This window comes from Sphingomonas sp. ABOLE (assembly GCF_003950455.1).
GTDB classification, from domain to species: Bacteria; Pseudomonadota; Alphaproteobacteria; order Sphingomonadales; family Sphingomonadaceae; genus Sphingomonas; species Sphingomonas trueperi.
On record NZ_QQWY01000002.1, the window covers coordinates 69,686 to 92,991 of the forward strand.

At 69.3% G+C, this 23,306-nt stretch carries 28 protein-coding genes; 16 read left to right on the top strand and 12 right to left on the bottom strand.

Features of this window, described 5'->3' with window-relative positions; translation table 11 throughout:
- Window positions 1–66 precede the first annotated feature (66 nt).
- The 6 genes from CA234_RS01660 to CA234_RS01685 all read left to right on the top strand — a co-directional run bounded on the left by CA234_RS01660 (window position 67) and on the right by CA234_RS01685 (window position 4,032).
- Complete coding sequence (locus CA234_RS01660; protein WP_125973000.1) at window positions 67–414, top strand: hypothetical protein; 348 nt, start codon at window positions 67–69, stop codon at window positions 412–414.
- A 14-nt stretch (window positions 415–428) separates the two neighbouring features.
- Window positions 429–1,376 carry a bifunctional diaminohydroxyphosphoribosylaminopyrimidine deaminase/5-amino-6-(5-phosphoribosylamino)uracil reductase RibD gene (gene ribD / locus CA234_RS01665; protein WP_126000777.1) on the top strand — a complete coding sequence of 316 codons (948 nt, stop codon included), beginning with the start codon at window positions 429–431 and terminating at the stop codon, window positions 1,374–1,376.
- A complete protein-coding gene (locus CA234_RS01670) occupies window positions 1,376–1,984 on the top strand; it encodes a riboflavin synthase (protein ID WP_125973002.1) in 609 nt (202 codons plus the stop codon). Before ribD ends, CA234_RS01670 begins: the two co-directional genes overlap by 1 nt.
- Entirely contained in the window at window positions 1,971–3,107 is a 1,137-nt protein-coding gene (ribB, locus tag CA234_RS01675) for a 3,4-dihydroxy-2-butanone-4-phosphate synthase (RefSeq protein WP_125973004.1), read from the top strand. The genes CA234_RS01670 and ribB overlap by 14 nt, the downstream gene beginning before the upstream one ends.
- Complete coding sequence (ribH, locus tag CA234_RS01680; RefSeq protein WP_019369069.1) at window positions 3,107–3,526, top strand: 6,7-dimethyl-8-ribityllumazine synthase; 420 nt, start codon at window positions 3,107–3,109, stop codon at window positions 3,524–3,526. Before ribB ends, ribH begins: the two co-directional genes overlap by 1 nt.
- Window positions 3,527–3,612: 86 nt before the next feature.
- A complete protein-coding gene (locus CA234_RS01685; protein WP_241213146.1) occupies window positions 3,613–4,032 on the top strand; it encodes a hypothetical protein in 420 nt (139 codons plus the stop codon).
- Here CA234_RS01685 and CA234_RS01690 read toward each other — a convergent pair.
- The gene (locus tag CA234_RS01690) at window positions 4,020–5,135 is read right to left on the bottom strand and encodes an alkene reductase (RefSeq protein ID WP_126000719.1); all 1,116 of its coding nucleotides are present in this window, start codon (window positions 5,133–5,135) and stop codon (window positions 4,020–4,022) included. The two genes, CA234_RS01685 and CA234_RS01690, sit on opposite strands and share 13 nt — an antisense overlap.
- Window positions 5,136–5,189: 54 nt before the next feature.
- On the opposite strand from CA234_RS01690, the gene CA234_RS01695 reads away from it, so the two are divergent.
- Entirely contained in the window at window positions 5,190–6,095 is a 906-nt protein-coding gene (locus CA234_RS01695) for a DMT family transporter (RefSeq protein ID WP_126000720.1), read from the top strand.
- 40 nt (window positions 6,096–6,135) lie between these two features.
- The gene (locus tag CA234_RS01700) at window positions 6,136–6,792 is read left to right on the top strand and encodes a COQ9 family protein (RefSeq protein WP_126000721.1); all 657 of its coding nucleotides are present in this window, start codon (window positions 6,136–6,138) and stop codon (window positions 6,790–6,792) included.
- Between the two features lie 125 nt (window positions 6,793–6,917).
- On the opposite strand, the gene CA234_RS01705 is transcribed toward CA234_RS01700, so the two are convergent.
- From CA234_RS01705 to hemC, 6 genes are read right to left on the bottom strand one after another with little or no spacing between them, the layout of a single operon-like run.
- Window positions 6,918–8,024, bottom strand: a complete 1,107-nt coding sequence (locus CA234_RS01705) for a CaiB/BaiF CoA-transferase family protein (RefSeq protein ID WP_126000722.1) — start codon at window positions 8,022–8,024, stop codon at window positions 6,918–6,920.
- The gene (locus tag CA234_RS01710) at window positions 8,021–8,539 is read right to left on the bottom strand and encodes a GNAT family N-acetyltransferase (protein ID WP_125973014.1); all 519 of its coding nucleotides are present in this window, start codon (window positions 8,537–8,539) and stop codon (window positions 8,021–8,023) included. The genes CA234_RS01705 and CA234_RS01710 overlap by 4 nt, the downstream gene beginning before the upstream one ends.
- The gene (locus tag CA234_RS01715; protein WP_126000723.1) at window positions 8,539–9,723 is read right to left on the bottom strand and encodes an acyl-CoA dehydrogenase; all 1,185 of its coding nucleotides are present in this window, start codon (window positions 9,721–9,723) and stop codon (window positions 8,539–8,541) included. The genes CA234_RS01710 and CA234_RS01715 overlap by 1 nt, the downstream gene beginning before the upstream one ends.
- A gap of 1 nt (window position 9,724) precedes the next feature.
- Entirely contained in the window at window positions 9,725–10,618 is an 894-nt protein-coding gene (locus tag CA234_RS01720) for a hypothetical protein (protein WP_126000724.1), read from the bottom strand.
- 49 nt (window positions 10,619–10,667) lie between these two features.
- Window positions 10,668–11,330, bottom strand: coding sequence for a uroporphyrinogen-III synthase (locus CA234_RS01725; RefSeq protein WP_126000725.1), 663 nt, complete (start codon window positions 11,328–11,330; stop codon window positions 10,668–10,670).
- A complete protein-coding gene (gene hemC, locus CA234_RS01730; protein ID WP_126000726.1) occupies window positions 11,327–12,232 on the bottom strand; it encodes a hydroxymethylbilane synthase in 906 nt (301 codons plus the stop codon). Before hemC ends, CA234_RS01725 begins: the two co-directional genes overlap by 4 nt.
- A 105-nt stretch (window positions 12,233–12,337) precedes the next feature.
- Here hemC and tsaD point away from each other — a divergent pair, with 105 nt between their 5' ends.
- Window positions 12,338–13,363 (top strand): tRNA (adenosine(37)-N6)-threonylcarbamoyltransferase complex transferase subunit TsaD, encoded by a 1,026-nt coding sequence (gene tsaD, locus CA234_RS01735; protein WP_125973024.1) that lies wholly within the window; start codon window positions 12,338–12,340, stop codon window positions 13,361–13,363.
- Window positions 13,360–14,337: an NAD(P)H-dependent glycerol-3-phosphate dehydrogenase gene (locus CA234_RS01740; protein ID WP_125973026.1), complete on the top strand. Its 978-nt coding sequence runs from the start codon at window positions 13,360–13,362 to the stop codon at window positions 14,335–14,337. The genes tsaD and CA234_RS01740 overlap by 4 nt, the downstream gene beginning before the upstream one ends.
- A gap of 22 nt (window positions 14,338–14,359) precedes the next feature.
- Here CA234_RS01740 and CA234_RS01745 read toward each other — a convergent pair whose 3' ends face one another.
- Both CA234_RS01745 and mgtE read right to left on the bottom strand, forming a co-directional pair.
- On the bottom strand, window positions 14,360–14,761 hold the full coding sequence (locus CA234_RS01745; RefSeq protein ID WP_125973028.1) for a DUF1489 domain-containing protein: 402 nt from the start codon (window positions 14,759–14,761) through the stop codon (window positions 14,360–14,362).
- A gap of 36 nt (window positions 14,762–14,797) precedes the next feature.
- Window positions 14,798–16,201: a magnesium transporter gene (gene mgtE, locus CA234_RS01750; protein WP_125973030.1), complete on the bottom strand. Its 1,404-nt coding sequence runs from the start codon at window positions 16,199–16,201 to the stop codon at window positions 14,798–14,800.
- Between the two features lie 117 nt (window positions 16,202–16,318).
- On the opposite strand from mgtE, the gene CA234_RS01755 reads away from it, so the two are divergent.
- The 6 genes from CA234_RS01755 (at window position 16,319) to CA234_RS01780 (ending at window position 21,253) form a co-directional block, all read left to right on the top strand.
- Complete coding sequence (locus CA234_RS01755; protein WP_121072686.1) at window positions 16,319–16,774, top strand: peptidylprolyl isomerase; 456 nt, start codon at window positions 16,319–16,321, stop codon at window positions 16,772–16,774.
- Between the two features lie 402 nt (window positions 16,775–17,176).
- Complete coding sequence (sucC, locus tag CA234_RS01760; RefSeq protein WP_084584214.1) at window positions 17,177–18,376, top strand: ADP-forming succinate--CoA ligase subunit beta; 1,200 nt, start codon at window positions 17,177–17,179, stop codon at window positions 18,374–18,376.
- Complete coding sequence (locus tag CA234_RS01765; RefSeq protein ID WP_126000727.1) at window positions 18,373–18,846, top strand: GFA family protein; 474 nt, start codon at window positions 18,373–18,375, stop codon at window positions 18,844–18,846. The genes sucC and CA234_RS01765 overlap by 4 nt, the downstream gene beginning before the upstream one ends.
- A gap of 60 nt (window positions 18,847–18,906) precedes the next feature.
- Window positions 18,907–19,656 carry an electron transfer flavoprotein subunit beta/FixA family protein gene (locus tag CA234_RS01770; protein WP_126000728.1) on the top strand — a complete coding sequence of 250 codons (750 nt, stop codon included), beginning with the start codon at window positions 18,907–18,909 and terminating at the stop codon, window positions 19,654–19,656.
- Window positions 19,656–20,585, top strand: coding sequence for an electron transfer flavoprotein subunit alpha/FixB family protein (locus CA234_RS01775; protein ID WP_126000729.1), 930 nt, complete (start codon window positions 19,656–19,658; stop codon window positions 20,583–20,585). Before CA234_RS01770 ends, CA234_RS01775 begins: the two co-directional genes overlap by 1 nt.
- Window positions 20,586–20,590: 5 nt before the next feature.
- Complete coding sequence (locus CA234_RS01780) at window positions 20,591–21,253, top strand: phytanoyl-CoA dioxygenase family protein (protein WP_125973038.1); 663 nt, start codon at window positions 20,591–20,593, stop codon at window positions 21,251–21,253.
- A gap of 82 nt (window positions 21,254–21,335) precedes the next feature.
- Here the strand turns inward: CA234_RS01780 and CA234_RS01785 are convergent, their stop codons facing one another.
- The 3 genes from CA234_RS01785 to CA234_RS01795 all read right to left on the bottom strand — a co-directional run bounded on the left by CA234_RS01785 (window position 21,336) and on the right by CA234_RS01795 (window position 23,248).
- Entirely contained in the window at window positions 21,336–21,899 is a 564-nt protein-coding gene (locus CA234_RS01785) for a fasciclin domain-containing protein (RefSeq protein WP_125973040.1), read from the bottom strand.
- Between the two features lie 85 nt (window positions 21,900–21,984).
- Complete coding sequence (locus CA234_RS01790; protein WP_125973042.1) at window positions 21,985–22,680, bottom strand: anti-sigma factor; 696 nt, start codon at window positions 22,678–22,680, stop codon at window positions 21,985–21,987.
- Window positions 22,673–23,248 carry a sigma-70 family RNA polymerase sigma factor gene (locus CA234_RS01795; protein ID WP_125973044.1) on the bottom strand — a complete coding sequence of 192 codons (576 nt, stop codon included), beginning with the start codon at window positions 23,246–23,248 and terminating at the stop codon, window positions 22,673–22,675. The genes CA234_RS01790 and CA234_RS01795 overlap by 8 nt, the downstream gene beginning before the upstream one ends.
- Window positions 23,249–23,306 lie beyond the last annotated feature (58 nt).

Here is a 23,306-nt window from a genome sequence, read left to right on the forward strand (position 1 = left end):
CCGATCCCAGCGGCGTGGACGCGGGGGCTGGCCCTGGAGCCCCCGCGTCCCTATCTTCGGCCACCGATGACCTTCCTCAAGTACATCTCGCCGCTCAAGGCACTGCGCGACCTTCGCGGCTATCTGGCGACGCGCAAGAAGCACGAGCTCTGGTTCATGATGCTCGCACTGGCGATCACCTTCGGCATCATCGTGATGTTCGTGAAGGATTCGCACGTGCCGGTGCCGTACAAGAAGAACATCATCTACGTCGACAGCTGGCCGATCACCCGCACCGAGGAAGAGATCCGCGCCAAGCAGCGCGTCGACGAGGCCAAGCGCAAGGAAGAGGAAGCGGCCTTCCTCGAGCGGCAGAAAAAGCGCCAGGCCGAGTTCAAGAAATATGACGACTGGCTGAAGAAGCACGGGATTTGAACGACGCGCGCTGGATGGCGGTGGCGCTCGGCCTGGCCGAGCGGGGCAAGGGGCGGACGGCGCCCAATCCCAATGTCGGCTGCGTGCTGGTGCGCGATGGCCGGATCGTCGGCCGCGGCTGGACCCAGCCGGGCGGGCGTCCCCATGCCGAGGCGATGGCGCTGGCGGACGCCGGCGAGGCTGCGCGTGGTGCCACCGCCTATGTCACGCTGGAGCCCTGCGCGCATGTCTCGCCGCGCGGCCCGGCCTGCAGCGACCTGCTGGTCGCGGCTGGTGTCGCCCGCGTCGTCGCCGCGCTGCGCGACCCCGATCCCCGCACCGACGGCACCGGCTTCGCCCGGCTGGAAGAGGCTGGCATCGCGGTCGAATCGGGCCTGATGGCGGCCGAGGCACGCCGCAGCATGGCCGGCTTCCTCACCCGTCTCGCCAAGCGCCGCCCGCACGTCACGCTCAAGCTCGCCACCTCTCTCGACGGCCGCATCGCGCTCTCGACCGGCGAGAGCAAGTGGATCACCGGCCCCCAGGCCCGCGCCCACGCCCATCTCGAACGCGCCCGGCACGACGGCATCCTGGTCGGCCGCGGCACCTTCCTCGCCGATGTCCCGAAGCTGGACGTGCGGCTGCCCGGCCTTGCCGATCGCGCGCCGCGCCGCATCCTGCTCTCCGCCACCGGCCCCACCCCGCCTGACTGGGAGCGGATCGCCGACATCGCCGATATTCGCCACCTGGCGGGCATCGACACGCTGATGGTGGAAGGCGGCGCCAAGGCGGCTACCGCGTTCCTGCGCGCCGACATGGTCGACCGGCTCCTCCTCTACCGCGCGCCGATCCTGCTCGGCGGCGGCAAACCCGCGGTCGAGGCATTCGGCCTCGCCGCATTGTCCGAGGCGCATGATCGCTGGCGCCTGCTGGACTCTCGACTGCTTGGCAGCGATCGGTTCGAGGTCTACGAGCGCAACTGATGTTCACCGGAATCGTAAGCGATGTCGGCACGATCGACGCGGTAGCGCGCCAGGGCGACCTGCGCGTGCGCGTGGCGACGGCCTATCCCACCCATGAGATCGATCTCGGCGCCTCGGTCGCCTGCTCGGGCGTGTGCCTGACGGTGGTCGACAAGGGACCCGGCTGGCTCGACTTCGACGTGTCGGGCGAGACCGTCTCGCGCACCGCCGACGACCAGTGGACCGCCGGCCGCAAGCTCAACCTCGAGCGTGCACTGCGCCTCGGCGACGAGCTGGGCGGACATATCGTCACCGGCCATGTCGACGGCATCGGGCGGGTGAAGCTGATCGAGGCGATCGATGGCTCGCACCATGTCGTGATCGCGGCGGGGCCGGAGATCGCGCCGTACGTTGCGCCCAAGGGCTCGATCACCGTCGACGGCGTGTCGCTGACGGTCAACGCGGTGGACGATACGCCCGAGGGCGTCGAATTCCACCTCAACATCATTCCGCACACCGCCGCCGTCACCACCTTCGGTGCGCTGAAGCCCGGCCAGGCGGTCAATCTGGAGATCGACGTGCTGGCGCGCTATCTTCAGCGCATGGAGGCATTGCGTGCCAAAGGCTGAACTCGCCGCGCTCAAGCACGGCTTCCTCTCCTCGCCCGAGGAACTGATCGACGAGGCCCGCAACGGCCGGATGTTCATCCTGGTCGATGACGAGGATCGCGAGAATGAAGGCGATCTGGTCATCCCGGCGCAGATGGCGACGCCCGACGCGATCAACTTCATGGCCAAGTACGGCCGCGGGCTGATCTGCCTCGCCATGACCAAGACGCGGGTCGACCAGCTCGGGCTCGAGCTGATGAGCCGTGCCAACGGTACCCGCCACGAAACCGCCTTCACCGTCTCGATCGAGGCCAAGGAAGGCGTGACCACCGGCATCTCCGCCGCCGACCGCGCCCGCACCATCTCGGTCGCGATCGACGCGAGCAAGGACCGGGCGGACATCGTCACCCCGGGCCATGTCTTCCCGCTGGTCGCGCGCGACGGCGGCGTGCTGGTCCGCGCCGGGCATACCGAGGCGGCGGTCGACGTTGCCCGCCTCGCCGGGCTCAACCCCGCCGGCGTGATCTGCGAGATCATGAAGGACGACGGCACGATGGCGCGGCTCGACGATCTCGTCGGCTTCGCCCAGCTCCACAATCTCAAGATCGGCACGATCCGCGACCTGATCGCCTATCGCCGTCGCTACGACCATCTCGTCGAGCAGCGCGCCGAGGCGAGCTTCACCAGCGAATGGGGCGGCGAGTGGCGCGCCCTCACCTTCTGGAACAAGGCGACGGGCAGCGAGCAGGTCGCGCTGGTCAAGGGCCGGATCGATCCCGACAAGCCTACCTTGGTGCGGATGCACGCACTGTCGCCCTTTGCCGATGTGTTCGGCGAGGGCGGCCCGCGCGGCGGGCTGCTGCGCAAGTCGATGGAGATCATCGGCAAGGAAGGTGCGGGCGTGATCGTGGTGATCAACCGCCCCCGCCCCGACGGCTATACCGTCGCGCTGCAGACCCGCAGCGGCGCGATTCCGCCCAAGGACATGGACGAGCTGCGCGACTACGGCGTCGGCGCGACCATCCTCACCGAGCTCGGTGTGCAGGAGATGATCCTGCTCTCCAACACCCACCACACGCTGATCGGGCTCGACGGCTACGGCCTGTCGATCGCCGGCACGCGCCCCATCGATTCGGAGCAATAATGGCCAACGTCCTCATCGTCGAAGCGCGCTTCTACGAGCATCTCAACGACCTGCTGATCGCCGGCGCCAAGGCCGCGATCGAGGCGGCGGGCCACAAGGCCGAGGTGATCACCGTGCCGGGCGCGCTGGAGATCCCGGGCGCGGTCGCGCTGGCGGCGGACAGCGGCCGCTACGACGCCTTCGTCGCGATCGGCGTGGTGATCCGCGGCGAGACCTATCATTTCGAGATCGTCGCAGGCGAAAGCGCGCGCGGGCTGATGGCGCTGTCGATGGACGGCGTCGCGATCGGCAACGGCATCCTGACGGTGGAGAATGAGGCGCAGGCGCTGGTCCGCGCCGATCCGAAGCAGAAGGACAAGGGCGGCGAGGCGGCCAAGGCGGCGCTGGCGATGCTGGCGCTCAAGGCCAAGTTCGGCTGATCCCATGGACATGCCGCCCTCCCGCTACCGAGTAGAAGAGCGGGGGCGGCGGCTGGTCGTGGTGGATCGCACCACCCGGGCGCGAAGTGTCCCAAAGCAAATCTCCCCTTCCGCTTGCGGGAGGCGTCGGGGGAGGGGGTGGCCGTACCGGCCGACGGCGTGTCGGGGGAGATCCTCCCCCTGCCCCTCCCGCAAGCGGAAGGGGTGCGCAAGGCTGGCGGTTCGGGATCCAACGGCCGAGAACCACACCCGATAGTTTCGTTACGCGCAGCTGGTTCGACGCCAAGGCGCCGCGCACGATCAAGCTCAACTATACCGCGCATTCGCGGCTGGCGGCGCTGCGCTTCGGCGGCGCGATCCTGATCGCGCTGCTGGTGACGGGCAGCTTCCTGTTCTGGCCCTGGTTTCCCTTCCTGATCGGCATGGTGCTGGCCCCACCAAAAATGCGTGCGCATTTCCGCGCGGCCAGCACCCGCTGGATCGACGGCTTCGATCAGGCCGACTGAAGCGCGAGCTCGTCGGCGGTCGGGTAGTCGGTATAGCCCTCGGCCCCGCCGACGTAGAACAGTTCCTCGCGCTGCGGATTGAGCGGCAGCCCCTCGCGCAGGCGACGCGGCAGATCCGGATTGGCGAGGAAGGTCCGGCCGAAGGCGATCGCATCAGCCTCGCCTGCATCGAGCGCCGCCTGGGCGCTGGCCGCATCATAGTCCGAGTTGAGCGCGAGCACGCCGCGATACACTTTGCGCATCGCCGGATGGACCGGCGGCTGGTCGGGCTCGCCCCGGGTTCCGCCGGCCCGCGGCTCACGCATCTCGAGGAACGCCACGCCGATATCGTCGAGCGCCGCGGCGGCAGCTTCGAACAGCGGCACCGGGTTGCTGTCGTTGACGCCCTGCACCTCGCCGTTGGGCGACAGGCGCACGCCGGTGCGGTCGGCACCGATCGTGTCGACGACGCGCTGGCTCACCTCGCGCAGGAGGCGAATGCGGTTATCGATAGACCCGCCATAGTCGTCCTCGCGGAAGTTGGCATTGTCGCGGAGGAACTGGTCGATCAGATAGCCATTGGCGGCGTGGATCTGCACCCCGTCGAAGCCGGCGCAGATCGCGTTTTCCGCCGCGCGGGCATAATCGTCGAGGATGCCGGGGATCTCGTCGGTGCGCAGCGGGCGGGCCTGGCTGTAGGGGCGCTTGATCTCGCCGGCGTCCTCGGCCGGATAGGTGCGGACCTCCCCGGGTGCCGTGGTCGCCGAGGCCGAGACCGGCGGCTCGCCGCCGAGAAAGTCCGAATGGACCAGCCGGCCCATGTGCCAGAGCTGCGAGACGATCTTGCCGCCGGCTTCATGGACGGCGGCGGTGATCGGCTTCCACGCCTCGACCTGCTCGTCGCTCCAGATGCCGGGCGCATAGGCCCAGCCGAGCCCCTGCTGGCTGATCCCGGTCGCCTCGGTGATGATCAGCCCGGCGCTGGCGCGCTGGCGGTAATAGTCGACCATGACCGGCGTCGGCACATGGCCGCGCGTGGAGCGGCCGCGGGTGAGCGGCGACATCCACACGCGATTGGCGGCATGGATCGCGCCGAGCTGAATCGGATCGAACAGGCTGGGCATCGAAATTCCTTTGGAAGCTTGTGACTTCGCACAGATAGGGCGTTAGAGGGCGCCATGCAGGGCAACGCACCGACAACAAAAACTTCCCCGGCACGAAGCCATGTTGCGACCGCGCTCGTCGCGGCGTTGATCGCAAATACCGCGCTGGCCACGGGGCCGCTGTTCGTGCGGATGGCGGATGTGGGGCCGGTTTCGGCGGCGTTCTGGCGGCTGATCATCGCCACGCCGATCCTGTTCTCCGCCGCTGCCGCGATGGGCGAAAAGCCGATCGCCGCGGGCCGCGGGCGCTGGTGGATCCTCGCCATCGCCGGGGTGGTGTTCGCGCTGGACCTGGCGAGCTGGCATATCGGCATCGTCCGCACCACGCTGGCCAACTCCACCCTGTTCGGCAACTCGGCGTCGCTGATCTTCCCGATCTACGGCTTCGTCGTCGCGCGTGCCTGGCCGAGCAGGATGCAGGGCGCGGCGCTGCTGCTGGCGGCGATCGGCGGCGCGCTGCTGCTCGGGCGCTCGGCCGAACTCTCCTCGCGGCATCTGGCGGGCGACCTGTTCTGCCTCGCCGCCGGCGTGTTCTACGCCGTCTATTTCGCGCTGATGGCGCGGGTGCGGGTGTCGCTCGGCCCGGTGCCGGCGCTGGCCCTGTCCTCGCTCGCCACCATCCCGCCGCTGCTGGTGATCGCGCTGGCGATGGGCGAGCAGATCGTGCCGCACCTCTGGTGGCCGCTGCTCGCGCTCGCCATCGTCAGCCAGCTGATCGGGCAGGGCTGCATGATCTATGCGCTCGGCCATCTCTCGCCGCTGGTGATCGGCATCGCGCTGCTGGTGCAGCCGGCGGTGGGCGCGGCGCTCGGCTGGATCATCTTCGACGAGAAGCTCGCCACCGCCGACCTGTTCGGCGCGGCACTGGTCGCCGCCGCGCTGGTGCTGGTGCGGCAAGGCGCGGTACGGCCCAAGGGGTAGGCGGTTGCCGGGCGGCGGCTTCGGGCCTAGATCAGCAGTCATGGATCTCGCCGACGCCACCCTCGATGAACTGCGCGCGGCGCTTGCGCCGTCGCTTGCCGCCAATGCCGCCTTTGACGGCTGGAACCAGCGGGCGCTGGACGCCACCGCCGACGGCATGGGCGTCGACCGCGACGTGGCGCGACTCGCCTTCTCGGACGGCCCGCTGGCGATGATCGACGCCTGGTTCGCGCATATCGACCGCGCAATGCTCGACGAACTCTCGCCCGAGACGCTGGCGGGGATGAAGATCCGCGCGCGTGTCACCGCGCTGGTCGAGGCGCGACTAGCGCTGCTCGCACCCTATCGCGACGCGCTGCGCCGGGCGCTGGCGATCCTCGCCATGCCGCAGAACCTCGCGCGGGCAAGCAAGCTCGGCTGGCGCGCGGCGGATGCGATGTGGCGCGCGGCGGGCGATACCGCGACCGATTACAACCATTATACCAAGCGGATGACGCTCGGCAGCGTCTATGCCGCAACCATCGCGGTATTCGTGCAGGACGAGAGCGAGGAGTGGGCCGATACCCGCGCCTTCCTCGCTCGCCGGATCGAGGGAATCATGCGGTTCGAGAAGGCCAAGGCGGGGTTCGTCAACCGCACGACCAACCGGCCGAGCCTCTCCCGCTTCATAGGCCGCTTGCGCTACCCGGCGATCTGACTCCCCCCGCCGTCACCCCGGCGAAAGCCGGGGTCCATTGGGGTATCCGTACCGGCTCCTGCTTCCAGCGAGTGGCGAATGGATCCCGGCTTCCGCCGGGATGACGGATTGTGGGACGCGATTGCTCAGGGCCGGGCGGGGCTCGCGCGCTCGGCGACCATACGCTCGCCATCGATCGTGATCGGGCTGGCGAGGCCCGGCAGCCCCTCGCGAACGATCGCCATGCCGCGGGCGATCACCTGGGGATCGGCGAACACCTCGTCGACCCGGTTGATCGGTCCCGCCGGCACGCCCTGCGCCTCCAGCGCTTCGTACAGGTCCGCCTTGGCCCAATCGAGGATTGCGCGGGCGAGCTGCGGGATCAGCGCATCGCGGTTCGTTACCCGCGCCGGGTTGGTCGCAAACCGGGGATCGCGCGCCAGATCGAGCCCGAGGATGGCGCAGAGCCTGGCGAACTGCGAGTCGTTGCCCACCGCCACGATCAGCTCGCCGTCGCGGCAGGCAAAGGCCTGATAGGGCACCAGATTCGCATGGCCGTTGCCCATACGGTGCGGCACCTTACCGCTCGCCATCCAGTTGAGCGCCTGGTTGGCCAGCACCGCCACCTGGGTGTCGAGCAGCGCCATGTCGATATGCGCGCCCTCCCCCTCCACGTCGCGCCGACGCAGTGCGGCCAGGATCGCGACGGCCGAATAGACCCCGGTGAAGATGTCGGCATAGGCGACGCCCGCCTTTTGCGGCGCGCCGTCGGGCTCGCCGGTGAGGCTCATCGCCCCGCCCATGCCCTGGATGATGAAGTCATAGCCGGCGCGGGCCGCATAGGGCCCGGTCTGGCCGAAGCCGGTGATCGAACAGACGATCAGCCGCGGGTTGGCCGCCCGCAGGCTGGCGGCATCGAGGCCGTACTTCACCAGCCCGCCGACCTTGTAGTTCTCGATCACCACATCGGCCTCGGCGATCAGCGCCTTGGCCGCGGCTTGCCCCTCGGGCGTGGCGATGTCGATGCCGATACTGGTCTTGCCGCGGTTGCAGGCGTGGAAATAGGCGGCGTCGCGGTTCACGCCCTCGGCATCGTGGAGGAAGGGCGGGCCCCAATGGCGGGTATCATCCCCCGCCCCCGGCCGCTCGACCTTGACCACTTCGGCCCCCAGATCGGCGAGCAACTGCCCGCACCAGGGCCCGGCGAGGATGCGGGCGAGCTCGACCACCTTGATGCCGGCGAGCGGCTTCACGGGCGCCGGATCGCGTAGACGACGTGATCGGAGAAGACCTGCCCGCCGCCGCGATGATGGCGCCCGGGAACCAGTTCCCCGCCGATCTTCGCCATGGCGCCGCGCGAGCGGAGATTGTCCTTGCCGACCAGAAACACGACCGTGCCCACAGTGCGATGGATATGGTCGAGCATCAGCCGCTTGACCTCGCGATTGTAGGTGCCGCCCCAATAGGCACGGGCGAGGAAGGTCCAGCCGATCTCGATCTCGTCTTCTTCGGGCACGTGATAGTCGTAGCGGCTGGAGCCGATGATCGCGCCGGTCGCCTTGTCCTCGATCGCCAGCCCGCCGCCGCAGGCCAGCGCCTCGGCGAAGAACTGCCGGAATACCGGCTCCTGCCAGCGATCCGGCCGGGGATGGACTTCCCAGATCAGCGGATCGGAGGCGACCGCATAGAGCGCCTCCCAATCCTCTGCGAGCAGCGGCCGGATGCGGACAAGGTCGCCCTCCAGCACCGGCTGCCGATCGGGCGCCATCAGAACGCCGCGATGCCGGTGATCGCCCGGCCGAGGATCAGCCCGTGCACGTCGTGCGTGCCCTCATAGGTGTTCACCGTCTCGAGGTTGATCGCGTGGCGGATCACGTGGAATTCGGCCGAGATGCCGTTGCCGCCGTGCATGTCGCGCGCGACCCGCGCAATCTCCAGCGCCTTGCCGCAATTGTTGCGCTTGATGATGCTGATCGCCTCGGGGCTCAGCGTGCCGGCGTCGAACATCCGCCCGCAGCGCAGCGCCGCCTGCAGCCCGAGCGCGATCTCGGTCTCCATATTGGCGAGCTTGAGCTGGACCAGCTGGGTCGCAGCGAGCGGCCGGCCGAACTGGTGGCGATCGAGCGTGTACTGCCGCGCGGCATGGAAGCAGGCCTCGGCCGCACCCATCGTGCCCCAGGCGATGCCGTAGCGCGCGCGGTTGAGGCAGCCGAACGGGCCCTTCAGCCCCTGGACGTTCGGAAGCAGCGCGTCTTCGCCGACTTCCACGCCGTCCATCACGATCTCGCCGGTCACCGAGGCGCGTAAGGACAGCTTGCCCTCGATCTTGGGGCTGGTGAGCCCCTTCATGCCCCGCTCCAGCACGAAGCCGCGGATCGCGCCATCATGCGCATCGCTCTTCGCCCAGACTACGAAGACGTCGGCGATGGGCGAGTTGGTGATCCACATCTTGGCGCCGGTGATCCGGTAGCCGCCGTCTATCTTCTCGGCGCGGGTGCGCATGCCGGCGGGATCGGAGCCCGCATCCGGCTCGGTAAGGCCGAAGCAGCCGACCCACTCGCCGCTCGCTAGCTTGGGCAGGTATTTCCGCCGCTGCTCCTCGCTGCCATAGGCATGGATCGGGTGCATGACGAGCGAGCTCTGCACGCTCATCGCCGAGCGATAGCCTGAATCGACTCGCTCCACCTCGCGCGCCACCAGGCCATAGGCGACATAGCCGAGCCCTGCCCCGCCATAGGTTTCGGGAATCGTCGGCCCGAGCAGGCCCAGCGTGCCCATCTCGGCCATGATCTCGCGGTCGAAGCGTTCCTCCAGATAGGCGGAAGTGATGCGCGGGAGCAGCTCGCCCTGCGCATAGTCGCGTGCGGCGTCGCGCACCATCCGCTCTTCGTCGGTAAGCTCGCCGTCGAGCCCGAACGGATCCTGCCAGTCGAACCGGCCCATGTCTGCCATTTCAGTCGTTCCTCGGTGTCTCCGGTGCCGGGGCGGGGGCGGCTGCCGGCGCCACGACCGGGGGTTTGGGCGGCGTTGCAGCTGCCGCCTTCTCTATTTCGTCCAGTGCCTTGCGGGCATTCACATAGCGCGAGGCGGCGCTGGTCCAGCCCTCCGCCACCGACGCGCCGGGCATGTGCGCCACTTCGGCGATCGCGGTTTCGACATTGCCGGCGGCCAGCGCGCTGCGGGCGCGGCGCAGGCGCTCGGCCGGGCGCGGGCTCGGCATGCCGGCCTGGTGGAGCACGAACAGGTCGCCCACGAAGCTGCGGAAGCGCACCCACAGGCTGTCGTCCGGCCCGGTGCCCAGCCGCGGCGCGATCGTATCCAGCGCGATGCGGAGATCCTCGATCGTCAGCGGATCACCGGCAGCGGCCACGATCGCCGCCACCGCCTGCGGATGCCGCTCGCCGAACCGGGCGCGGAGCTGTTGCTCCAGGCTGCCCAGCGGCTGGCCGCGCTCGACCGCACGGCGCACCGCGGCGGCGACCATCAGCCGCTCGGCCTGGGTGGAATATTGCGCCGCGTTGCGCGCGCTCTCATCGGCCTGGCGCAGCTCCAGCTCCAGCGCATCGAGCCGCGCGGCGAGCTGGCTTTCGCGCGCGTCGAGCGTCGCCACGTCGGTAGCAGGCGCCAGCACCGGCGGCGGCACCTTGAGCGGCGGGACCGCGGGCGACGCCGAGGCTGCCGGCTTGTTCGGATCGTCCGTCGTGACCTTGAGATGCGGGCCGGCCAGCTCGATCGCACCCGCCGTGAGCGCGACGCCGGCAAGGAAGCCCAGCCCAACGGGGATCATTCGATTACGGCGCGGACTCAAAGTTCGGACCGGCTCGGGCGCCAGGGGCTCGTCGCTCATGGCCGCCCTTTTCGCCGCGCGGGCCCCGCGGGTCAACCAGCCCCGCGGGTCAATCCGCGAGCGCAACGGCAAGGTCGAGCAGCGTTTCGGTCTCGGGGCGGGCCGCGACGGCGGTCACCGCCCAGCCCGGCCCCGCCCCGACGGCGGCCGCTTCGCTGACGGCCGCGAGCCGTATGGTGCCGCGGTCGGGCACGATCTCCGCCAACCGCGCGCCGGCGCGCGCGGACTGGACCAAGACCACGCAGCCCGTCAGCGCTGCGGCGTCCGTGGCGGCAATCGGCAGGATCTCGCTGGCATAGACCGGGACAACCGCCGCGACGATGCCGCCGACGTGCAACGTCCGCTCCTGACCCGCGAGGTGCAGGGCACGCCGCACCCCCGCCGCCTCGGCCTCCGCGACCAGCGCCGCCGCCCCCGCACCGCCCACCGCGACGACATCGAAATGCGCGCGCCGGGCGGCGGACGCGGTTGCTTCGCCCACGGCGTGGACGGGCAGGCCCCGCAGCCTCGACATGCCCTCCCCTGCTAGCCGGACGGCGTTCGCGCTGGTCAGGATCAGCGCATCGAAGCCGCTCGGATCGGCGACCTCCCATGCCAGCGGCCGCGTGGCGAACAGCGGCAGGCGGATCGCGGTGCGCCCGCGTCCCTCCACGGCAGCGGCGGTGATGCGGTTGCCAGGCTCGGGCCGCAGCACCGCGATCGGCCGGCTCATCCGGCGAACAGCGCGCGTACCGCCTCGGGCGCGCGGTCGAGCAGGTCGCGGGCGAGCGTCGCGGGCAGCATCGCATCCTCGGGCGCGCCTTCGATCATGCCGTGGACATGCGCGCTGCCGTCGGCCGCATAGAGTTCGGCCTCGATGGTGAGGATCGCGCCTTCGATCGTCGCCAGCGCGGCGACCGGCGAATGGCAGTCGGCCATCAGCGCGGCGAGCAGCGCCCGCTCGGCCAGCACGCAGCCGCGGGTCTTCGGGTGGTCGATCGCGGCAAGCAGCCCGAGCATCCGCGAATCGTCGGCACGCGCCTCGATCCCCACCGCCCCCTGCGCCGGGGCCGGCAGCATCACGTTGGTGGGCAGCACATGGCCGACATCGAAGCGCCCCAGCCGCTCCAGCCCCGCCGACGCGAGCAAGGTCGCATCCGCCTCGCCCGCCGCGAGCTTGGCGAGCCGCGTATCGACATTGCCGCGGAACAGCACGGTGGTCACGTCCGGTCGGTGGCGTTTGACCTGCGCGGCCCGACGCGGCGAGGCGGTGCCGATCACCGCGCCGGGCCTCAGCGCGGCGAGCGATTCGGCGCCGACCAGCCGGTCGCGCACATCGGCGCGGGGCAGCATCGCGGCGATCGCGATCGCTTCGGGGCGGACGGTCTCGACGTCCTTCATCGAATGCACCGCGCAGTCGATCTCGCCCGCCAGCAGCGCGCGATCCAGCTCCTTGGTCCACAGCGCCTTGCCGCCGATCTCGGCGAGCGGGCGGTCCTGCACCTTGTCGCCGGTGGTGCGGACGATAACGATCTCGCCCTCGATGCCGTGCGCGGCCTTGAGCGCGTCGCGCACCATATGGGCCTGGGTAAGGGCGAGCGGCGAGCCGCGCGTGCCGATGCGAAGTGCAGTCATGGGCGTGGTGCTAGGGTCGTGCGGAGAGGACGGCAATGGGGGTAATCGCGGAGCCAAACGCCCCCGGCCTCTGGACCCTGCCGCCAAGCGGCTTAGATGGGATGCATGGCACTCATCCTCGGACTTGAATCGAGCTGCGACGAAACCGCGGCGGCTCTGGTGACCAGCGACGGCACGATCCGCGCGCACAAGCTGGCGCGCCAGGAAGAGGCGCACCGGCCCTATGGCGGCGTGGTGCCCGAGATCGCCGCGCGCGCGCATGTCGAGATGCTGGGGCCGCTGATCGAGGCGGCGCTGGAAGAGGCAGGCGTGACGCTGGCCGATGTCGACGCGATCGCCGCCACGGCGGGGCCGGGGCTGATCGGTGGGGTGATGGTGGGCCTGGTCACCGGCAAGGCGCTGGCGCTCGCCGCGGGCAAGCCGCTGGTCGCGGTGAATCATCTCGAGGGCCATGCGCTCTCCCCACGCCTCGGCGACCGGAGCCTGGAATTCCCGTACCTGCTGCTGCTCGTCTCGGGCGGGCATTGCCAGCTGCTGCTGGTCGAGGGCGTGAGCCGCTACCGACGGCTCGCCACCACGATCGACGATGCGGCGGGCGAAGCCTTCGACAAGACCGCCAAGCTGCTCGGCCTCGGCTTTCCCGGCGGTCCGGCAGTGGAGAAGGCCGCCGAGCGCGGCAACCCCAAGGCGGTGCCGCTGCCGCGCCCGCTGGTCGGGTCGGGCGAGCCGCATTTCTCCTTTGCGGGCCTCAAGAGCGCGGTCGCGCGCGCGGTCAACGACTATAGCGCCGAGGACCTCGCCGCGTCGTTCCAGCAGGCGGTGGTCGACTGCCTGGTCGATCGCACCCGGCTGGCGCTGGCGGTGACCCGGCCCACCGCGCTGGTCGTGGCAGGCGGTGTCGCGGCCAATACCGCGGTGCGGACGGCGCTGGAGGCGCTGGCAGCCGAGCATGCCCTGCCCTTCGTCGCGCCGCCCTTGTGGCTGTGCACCGACAATGCCGCGATGATCGCCTGGGCCGGCGCCGAACGTTTCGCGCAGGGCCTTACCGATCCGCTCGACGTACCCGCGCGGCCCCGCTGGCCGCTCGATCCGGATGCGGAAAAGGTGCGCGGCGCGGGAGTGAAGGCATGAAGATCGGGGTGATCGGCGGCGGCGCCTGGGGCACCGCGCTCGCGCAGGTGGCGGCGCGCGGCGATGCGCCGGTGCTGCTTTGGGCGCGGGAGGCCGAGGTGGTGGCGAGCATCAACGCGGACCACGAGAACCGCCAGTTCCTCGCCGGGGTGCCGCTTTCGCCCAGCATCCGCGCAACCGGCAGCCTGGGCGATCTTGCCGGCTGCGACGCACTGCTGGTGGTGGCGCCGGCGCAGCATGTCCGCGCGGTGCTGGCCGAGATGACCGTGGGCACGACGCCGCTGGTGCTGTGCGCCAAGGGCATCGAGGCGGGCACCCGGCTGCTGGTCGGCGAAGTGGCGCGCAGCGTCGCGCCGGATGCGCCGATCGCGGTGCTCTCCGGCCCCACCTTCGCGCACGAGGTCGCGGCGGGAAAGCCGACGGCGGTGACGCTGGCGTGCGAGGATGCCGACCTGCGCACGCGGCTGAGCGATCGGCTCGGCGCGCCCGCCTTCCGCCCCTATGCCTCGGCCGACGTGATCGGCGCGGAGATCGGCGGGGCGGTGAAGAACGTGCTGGCCATCGCCTGCGGGGTGGTGGAGGGCGCCGGGCTGGGCCTCAACGCGCGCGCGGCGCTGATCGCGCGGGGCTTTGCCGAGATGACCCGCTTCGGGCTGGCGCGCGGCGCGCAGGCGGAGACGCTGACCGGGCTTTCGGGGCTAGGCGATCTGGTGCTGACCTGCTCGTCGACCAATTCGCGCAACTTCTCGCTGGGCGTGGGCCTTGGCCAGGGTCGCAGCGCCGCCGAGCTGCTGTCGGATCGCAAGACGGTGGCCGAAGGTGCCTTCACCGCCCCGGTGCTGCGCGAGGCGGCGGCGGAAGCTGGGGTGGAGATGCCGGTCACGCTGGCAGTCAACGCCCTGCTCGAAGGCGCGCCGGTGGCCGAAGTGATCGACGCACTGCTCAGCCGCCCGCTGCGGGCGGAGGCGGTTTGAGCGTCGCTTAAAGGGGAGAGGCTTAAAGCAGCCCCAGCCCGGCAAGCTCGCCCATCAGCGACGGCGGCAGCTCGTCCGCCCCGCCGTCCAGATCGCCCAGATCGCGCGGCGCATCGGCATCTTCCAGATAGCGCCACCCCTGATGCGCGCGCTTGGGCCGCGCCTGGACCAGCACCAGCTTGGGCTCCAGCAGGATCGCGGTGCGCCCGCCCTCGGCCTCGCCGAAGCCGAGGATCGGCGAGCGGCCGACCAGCTGGTGCTTGAGGATCCAGAACAGCGAGCCGCCGTCGATCTCCGCGTGCCGCTTGGGCAGATAGCGCGTGGTCAGCGCGACGCCGCCCGCGGCCGCGCGCGCCTCGAGCCGGGACCGCAGGAAATCGACGCTGTCGCAGGCAAAGGCGACCTTGGTGAGATGGAGTGGCACGCCGCCGATTTGGGCAATCCCCGCCCCGCGATCAAGTCAGCCGCCCAGCCCCACCAATGTCGCGAGACCGAGGAACGAGAAGAATCCCATCACGTCGGTCATCATCGTGACGAACACCGCCGAGGATACCGCGGGGTCGACGCGCAGCCGGTCCAGCGTCACCGGGATCAGCACCCCCGAAAGCCCCGCGATCACGTTGTTGATCACCATCGCCGCCGCGATCACGACCGCCAGCCACGGAATGCCATAGACCAGCATCGTCCCCGCCCCGATCGCCAGCCCCAGCGTCGCACCATTGGCCGCGGCGATGCGCAGTTCGCGCCAGATCATCCGCAAGGTGTTCGATTCGGTGAGCTGGTTGGTGGCAATCGCGCGGACCACCACCGCCAGCGTCTGGGTGCCGGCATTGCCGCCCATGCCCGAGACGATCGGCATCAGCACCGCGAGCAGCGCGAACTTGGCGATCTCGCCCTGGAACAGCCCGACCACCGAGGCGGCCAGCATCGCCGTGCCGAGATTGACGAACAGCCAGGTCAGCCGGGTGCGCACCGTCAGCAGCACCGGCTCGTTGATGTCGCCTTCGCCCGCGCCCGACAGGCGGAGAATGTCCTCGCCCGCTTCCTGCGAGATGATGTGGACGATGTCGTCCACCGTGATCATCCCGACCAACCGCCCGCTGAGATCGACCACGGCGGCCGAGATCAGCGCGTATTTCTGGAAGCGCAGCGCCACTTCCTCCTGGTCCATGTCGATCGGGATCAGCGTCTGCTCGCGCTTCATCACGTCGCTGATCGCGATCGCGCGCGGGGTGCGCAGGATCCAGGAGAGCTCGCAGGTGCCGATCGGCTTGTGCGAGGGATCGACGACGAAGATTTCCCAGAAATCGGTGGTCAGCTCGTCATTGCCGCGCAGATAGTCGAGCACGTCGCCGACGGTCCAATGCTCGGGCACCGCGATCAGCTCGCGCTGCATCAGGCGGCCGGCGGATTCCTCGGGGTAGGACAGCGCCTCCTCGATCGCGGCGCGGTCATCGGGGTCGAGCGCGCGGAGCACCTCGCGCTGGTCCTCGACGTCCATGTCCTCGATGATCGCGACCGCATCGTCGGTATCGAGCTCGGCGGCGAGGTTCGCCACCTGGTGCGGTTCGAGCGCGTCGACCAGCGCCTCGCGCACCCAGTCGTTCATCTCGGCGAGCACGTCGCCGTCGATCAGGTCGGAGATGGCGGTGACGACGTCGGCGCGCCGCTCCGACGGCACCAGCTCGATCAGGTCGGCGATGTCGGCGGGATGGAGCGGCGCGACCAGCACATGCGCGGCCTCGTCGTCGCCCTCGTCCACCGCATCGAGCACCGCGCTGACGAATTCGGGCTTGAGCCGATCGTCCTCGTCGAGCTGGCTCTCGGGCGCGGCGGCCTCTTCGTGCAGTTCGGTCTCGCTCACCGTCCGACCTCCCGTGCTGCGGCCCCGTTCGAGGGGCGCTGCCATCCCCGGCGGGGATTTGCAAGTCGGCAGCGCACCGCTTAGGGCTTCGTTCCAGTTTTAGAGAAGAGGTGCCCCATGGCCGAACCCACTACGCTCGTACTCACGCTCGACACCGGCGACGTCCGCATCCGCCTGCGCCCCGATCTCGCGCCGAACCATGTCGCGCGCATCGCCGGCCTGGCCGACGAAGGCTTCTACGACGGCGTGATCTTCCACCGCGTGATCAACGGCTTCATGGCGCAGGGCGGCGATCCCTCGGGCACCGGCATGGGCGGTTCGGACAAGCCGGACCTGGCGCAGGAATTCTCGAAGGAGCCGCATGTCCGCGGCGTCTGCTCGATGGCGCGCACCAACAATCCGAACAGCGCCAACTCGCAGTTCTTCATCTGCCTCGACGACGCGACCTTCCTCGACGGCCAGTATACCGTCTGGGGCGAAGTGATCGACGGCATGGACCATGTCGACGCGCTGCCCAAGGGCGAGCCGCCCGCGAACCCGGGCAAGATCGTCAAGGCCCGCACCGAGGCGTGATGCGTGCTCCCCCTCCCGCTTCGCTGAGGCGGGAGGGGCGTTTGAGCACGAGGCGAAGATGCCCGGGCGGGGTTGCACCGCCATTCTCACTACCCACCGTCATCGCCGCGAAGGCTGGGATCCATTGGCGCGGATGCCCCGGTTCTGTCCCCCAGCGTCCTTGCGAATGGATTCTCGCCTTCGCGGGAATGACGATGGTGTGAGGAGGGCGAATGCCCCCCTCCCCGCTTCACGAGATGGTAATCGGGCTGGTTCTATGAATCCGAGCTCCATCCGGATGATGCGCCATGTTGCAAGCAATTCGCAATCGCAATAATCCCTAAAAGGGTGGATTTCACGCGCGCGCTGTGCTTAGGCGGGCGCGATCCTTTCCCCGTTCCCTTGAAAAGGCGGACTGCTCCCATGAACATCCACGAATATCAGGCCAAGGAACTGCTCGCGAAGTTCGGCGTGCCCGTGCCGGCCGGCTTTGCCGCGATGAGCGTCGAAGAGGCCGTCGAAGCCTCCAAGAAGCTGCCCGGGCCGCTCTATGTCGTGAAGGCGCAGATCCATGCCGGCGGCCGCGGCAAGGGCAAGTTCAAGGAACTGCCGGCCGAAGCCAAGGGCGGCGTCCGCCTCGCCAAGACCGAGGACGAAGTCCGCCACGCCGCGACCGAGATGCTCGGCAACACGCTGGTGACGATCCAGACCGGCGCTGCCGGCAAGCAGGTCAACCGCCTGTACGTCACCGACGGCGTCGACATCGCCAAGGAATTCTACCTCGCGCTGCTGGTCGATCGCGCCACCGGCCGAGTCGCGTTCGTCGTCTCGACCGAAGGCGGCATGGACATCGAAACCGTCGCGCACGACACGCCCGAGAAGATCCACACCTTCGACGTCGATCCCGCGACCGGCTTCATGCCGCACCACGGCCGCGCCGTCGCCAAGGCGCTCGGCCTCGAGGGCGATCTCGCCAAGCAGGCGCAGAGCCTGGCCGGCAAGGTGTACAACGCCTTCCTCGGCACCGACGCCTCGCAGATCGAGATCAACCCGCTCGCCGTCACCGAGGACAACAAGCTGATGGTGCTCGACGCCAAGGTCGGCTTCGATTCGAACTCGATGTTCCGTCACAAGGACCTGATGGAACTGCGCGACGAGACCGAAGAGGATCCGATGGAGCTCGAGGCGTCGAAGTACGACCTCGCCTATATCAAGCTCGACGGCGACATCGGCTGCATGGTCAACGGCGCCGGCCTGGCGATGGCCACGATGGACATCATCAAGCTGAACGGCATGTTCCCGGCCAACTTCCTCGACGTCGGCGGCGGCGCGAACAAGGAGAAGGTCACCGCGGCGTTCAAGATCATCCTGAGCGATCCGGCGGTGAAGGGCATCCTGGTCAATATCTTCGGCGGCATCATGCGCTGCGACATCATCGCGGAAGGCATCGTCGCGGCCGCCAAGGAAGTGAACCTCGCGGTGCCGCTGGTCGTCCGCCTCGAAGGCACCAACGTGCAGCAGGGCAAGGACATCCTGGCCAATTCGGGCCTCGCCATCGTTCCCGCCAACGACCTGGGCGACGCCGCCCAGAAGATCGTGGCGGAGGTCAAGAAGGTCGCGTGAGCGATACGGCCGCCCCGACTGGCAAGTCGGTCGAGGGCGGCTGCCGCTGCGGCCGCGTGCGGTTCCGGGTGACGGGCGATGCGCTCGTCACCATGGCCTGCCACTGCACCGGCTGCCAGCGCATGACCGCCAGCGCCTATTCGCTGAGCGGGCTCTACCCGGCGGAACACTTCGTGGTGACGCAAGGCGAGCCGGTGGTCGGCGGCCTCCATGGACCCACCCGGCATTTCCACTGCGAACACTGCAAAAGCTGGCTGTTCACCCGGCCGGAGGGCCTCGACGCCTTCGTGAATATCCGCGTGACGATGCTCGATGCGCCGATGTCCGCCCCGCCTTTCCTCGAGACGTACACCGAAGAAGCGCTGCCTTGGGCCGCGACGGGCGCTTCGGTCCGCTATCCAAAATTTCCGCCCCCGGAATCCTTCGGCACGCTGATGCAGGCGTACGCCGAATCGCTTGCGAGCGGTTGACGTTCGCGTAAACGTAACCCAATTGTCAGGGGGAGAGCCCCGGCAGACAGGAAGGATGCGATGAAGGTCCTGGTACCGGTCAAGCGTGTGCTTGACTATAACGTGAAGCCCCGCGTGAAAGCGGACGGGACGGGCGTCGATCTGGCGAACGTCAAGATGAGCATGAACCCCTTCGACGAGATCGCGATCGAGGAAGCGGTGCGGCTGAAGGAGAAGGGCGCGGCGACCGAGATCGTCGTCGTCACCATCGGCGTCGCCAAGGCGGAGGCCGATGTGCTGCTCACCGCGCGCGCCATGGGCGCCGATCGCGGCATCCTGATCCAGACCGATGACGAGGTCGAGCCGCTGGCCGTCGCCAAGCTGCTCGCCAAGGTCGCCGAAGAGGAGCAGCCCGGGCTGATCATCCTCGGCAAGCAGGCGATCGACGACGATTCGAACCAGACCGGCCAGATGCTCGCCGCGCTGCTCGGCTGGGCGCAGGGCACCTTCGCCTCGAAGGTCGAGATTGCTGGCGACCGCGTGCACGTGACCCGCGAGATCGACGGCGGCCTGGAGACCGTCGACCTCAAGCTGCCGGCGATCGTCACCACCGATCTCCGCCTCAACGAGCCGCGCTACGCGACGCTGCCGAACATCATGAAGGCGAAGACCAAGCCGGTCGCGAAGAAGACCGTCGCCGACTATGGCGTCGACGTCACCCCGCGCCTCAAGACGCTCAAGGTCGTCGAGCCGGCCAAGCGCCAGGCGGGCATCAAGGTGGGTTCGGTCGACGAACTGGTCGAGAAGCTCAAGGGCATGGGAGTCGCCTGATGAAGACGCTGGTTTGGGTCGAACACGACAATCACAGCGTCAAGGATGCGACGCTCTCCACCGTCACCGCGGCCGCCAAGCTGGGCGACGTGCATCTGCTCGTCGCCGGCAAGGGCGTCTCGGCGGTGGCCGAGGCTGCCGCGCAGATCGCCGGCGTGGGCAAGGTCCATGTCGCCGACGACGCGGCCTATGAGCATTTCCTTGCCGAGAATGTCGCGCCGCTGGTGGTCCAGCTGATGGACAACCATGACGCGGTGCTGTTCCCGGCGACCACCACGGGCAAGAATGTGGCGCCGCGCGTCGCCGCCGCGCTCGACGTGATGCAGCTTTCGGACATCCTCTCGGTCGAGGGGCCGGACACCTTCACCCGGCCGATCTATGCCGGCAACGCGATCGCCACCGTGCAGACCAGCGACAAGAAGCTGGTGATCACCGTGCGCGGCACCGCGTTCGACAAGGCGGCGGCGACCGGCGGCAGCGGTGCGGTGGAAGCCGTCGCGGCGGCGGGCGACAAGGGTCTCTCGACCTTTGCCGGCTCGGAGATCGCGACGTCGGAGCGTCCGGAGCTGACCAGCGCCAAGATCATCGTCTCGGGCGGCCGCGCGCTGGGCTCGCAGGAGCAGTTCCACGCGCTGATCGATCCGCTCGCCGACAAGCTGGGTGCCGCGGTCGGCGCCAGCCGCGCGGCGGTGGACGCAGGCTACGCGCCCAACGACTATCAGGTCGGCCAGACCGGCAAGATCGTGGCGCCGATGGTCTATGTCGCGGTCGGCATTTCGGGGGCGATCCAGCACCTCGCCGGCATGAAGGATTCGAAGACGATCGTCGCGATCAACAAGGACGAGGACGCGCCGATCTTCCAGGTGGCGGACATCGGCCTGGTCGGCGACCTGTTCACGCTGGTGCCGGAGCTGACCGAGAAGCTCTGAACCACGTGCCGCTCGATTTCGAACGCGATGGGGCGGCGCACCTTGCCGGTGCAGCCGCCCCTTTTCTCACAAGGTTGCGCGCACTGGCAGGGATATTGCCGGCCGACAGGGCCGGGCTGCGGCTGCACGGCGTGGATGGTCTGGCCGAGCTACTCGCACCGGATGCGTTGGGCGCAACGGCAGCCGACTATCTGGGACCGACTGCCCGGCCCGTGCGCGCGATCTGCTTCGACAAGAGCGCGGCGAACAACTGGGCGCTCGGCTGGCATCAGGATCGCACAATCGCCGTTCGCCGGCGGGCCGATGTTCCGGGCTACGGCCCCTGGTCGACCAAGCAGGGCCTGCTCCATGTCGAGCCGCCTTTTGATGTCATCGAAGCCATGGTGACGTTGCGCATCCATCTCGATCCGGTGCCGGAGGATAACGCGCCACTGCTCATCGCGCCCGGTTCGCACCGACTGGGAAGGATTCCGGAGGGTGAAATCGCCGCGGCGGTGGCGGCATGCGGCACCGCGATGTGCCTCGCCGAAGCTGGCGACGTCTGGGCCTATCGCACACCTATCCTCCATGCCTCGGCGGCGAGCACCGCAACCGGTCATCGCCGCGTGCTGCAAGTGGACTACACGACCTTCGGCCTGCCCGCGCCGCTGCAATGGCTCGGCGTCTGAAGGCGTAAGCCCGCCGGCAAGGAGGTTCGCCGGCGGGCCGGGCCTCGCCCAAAGGGGGGAGCGCGCGAGGCCCTCGACAGCCTCAGGGCATGAGAACGCTGTCGATCACGTGGATCACGCCGTTCGACTGGTTGACGTCGGCGATGGTGATCTTGGCCTTGCCGCCCTTGGCATCCTCGATCCACCAGCCGCCGCTCGGGCCCTTCATGACGGTGATCGGCGCACCCTCGACCGTGGTGAGCGTCGCCTTGCCGCCATGCGCCTTGGCATTGGCCGCGATGTCGGCAGCGTTCAGCTTGCCGGCGACGACATGGTAGGTGAGGATCTTGGTGAGCGTCGCCTTGTTCTCGGGCTTCACCAGCGTGTCGACGGTGCCGGCGGGGAGCTTGGCGAAGGCGGCGTTGGTCGGCGCGAAGACGGTGAACGGGCCCGGGCCCGACAGCGTATCGACCAGCCCGGCGGCCTTCACGGCGGCGACCAGCGTGGTGTGATCCTTCGAGTTCACCGCATTCTCGACGATGTTCTTGGTCGGGTACATCGCGGCACCGCCGACCATCGGGAAATTCTGCACGGCGGCGACGGCGCCGGTAGCGAGCAGCGCGGCACCGACGATTCCGGTGAGCGAGGCGAGACGGATCTTGCGCATCTTCTAGCTTCCTCTTGCTACGCACCCCTCTTTGCGGAGATGCGCGGCAGCTACGGGGCGGCCGACGCCCCGGATGCAGCGATCATTAAAGAATCGTGATTTTTCCTGCCGCGACCGGCGGGCCGCTGGGGCCGGCGTGCGGCGCGGTGGCGGCGTCTTCCATCGTCACCGCCAGCGTCGCGCCCTCGGCGAGCAGCGTGCGATGGGCGGGAGCCACCGCCATGTCACGGTCGCCCTGTGCGGCGACCAGGCCGAGCGACACCGGCTTGCCGCCCGCCGGGATCACCCACAGCTCGGGCGCTCGGCGGCTGGCGGGCATCGCCTCGGTGCGGACGTGGAGCATGCCCTGCTCGGCATCGTAGCGCGCCGCAAATGCAGCACCTGCGGTACCGGTGATCTGCGCGACGACGACCGGCGGCGGCGGCAGCACCACCGGTTGCGGCACCGGACGCAGCAGCAGGATGGCGAGCAGCACCGCGGCGGCCGCGCTGGTCGCGATCGCGATCGCCCGCCAGCGGCGCAGCGCGACCACGGTGCCAGGTTCCGCGCCGGGAAGCCGCGCCTCGATCCGCTGCCACAGCCCGGCCGAGACGGCCACGTCGACACCGCCGAGCGCCAGCGGGGCGAAATCGAGCACCCAGCGCTCCACCGCCGCGGCGAAGCCGGGGTCGGCCAACTGCCGGCGGCGCGCGGCGGCGAGGTCGTCGCCTTCCAGCAGCCCCAGCGCCAGTTCGGCGGCGAGCGCAATGTCTTCGTCTTCGGGCCGCAGCGGCTCAGCCATCGCCGAGACACCCCCGCAATTGCAGCAGCCCGCGCCGGATCCAGCTCTTCATCGTGCCGAGCGGCACCGCGGCGGCGGCGGCGAGTTCGGGATAGGTGCGGCCGTGGAAGAAGGCAGCTCGGATCGCCCCGCGCGGCTTTTCCTCCAGCGCCTCCAGGCAATCGAAGATGCGCGCCTGCGTCTCTCCTGCTTCGAGCATCGCCTCGGCCGAAGGGCGGCCATCGGGCAGTTCCAGCGCGGCTTCGACCGGGGCGGTCTCGCCCAGCCCGCGTGCGCGGCGCCAGTCGATCGCGGTGTTGCGGGCGATCGTGCACAGCCAGGTGATCGGGCTGGCACGCGACGCATCGAAGCGCCCTGCCTTGTCCCACACCTTCAGATACACGTCCTGCATCACATCCTCTGCGGCCTCGCGGTCCTGGCAGATACGCAGGCAGACGCCCATCAGCTTCGCCGCCGTCAGATCATAGACGGTTTTGAGCGCCTTGCGGTCACCGCCCGCGACTTCGCCGAGCGCATGGACGAGCCGGGCGCGGGCGCCGTCGCCGGCCGAAGGGGTGGGAGAAGCCACGCGCGCAACCTAGCGAATAGCACGGGCAGGGCAAGCCGGGGTGATTGACGTGCCTGCA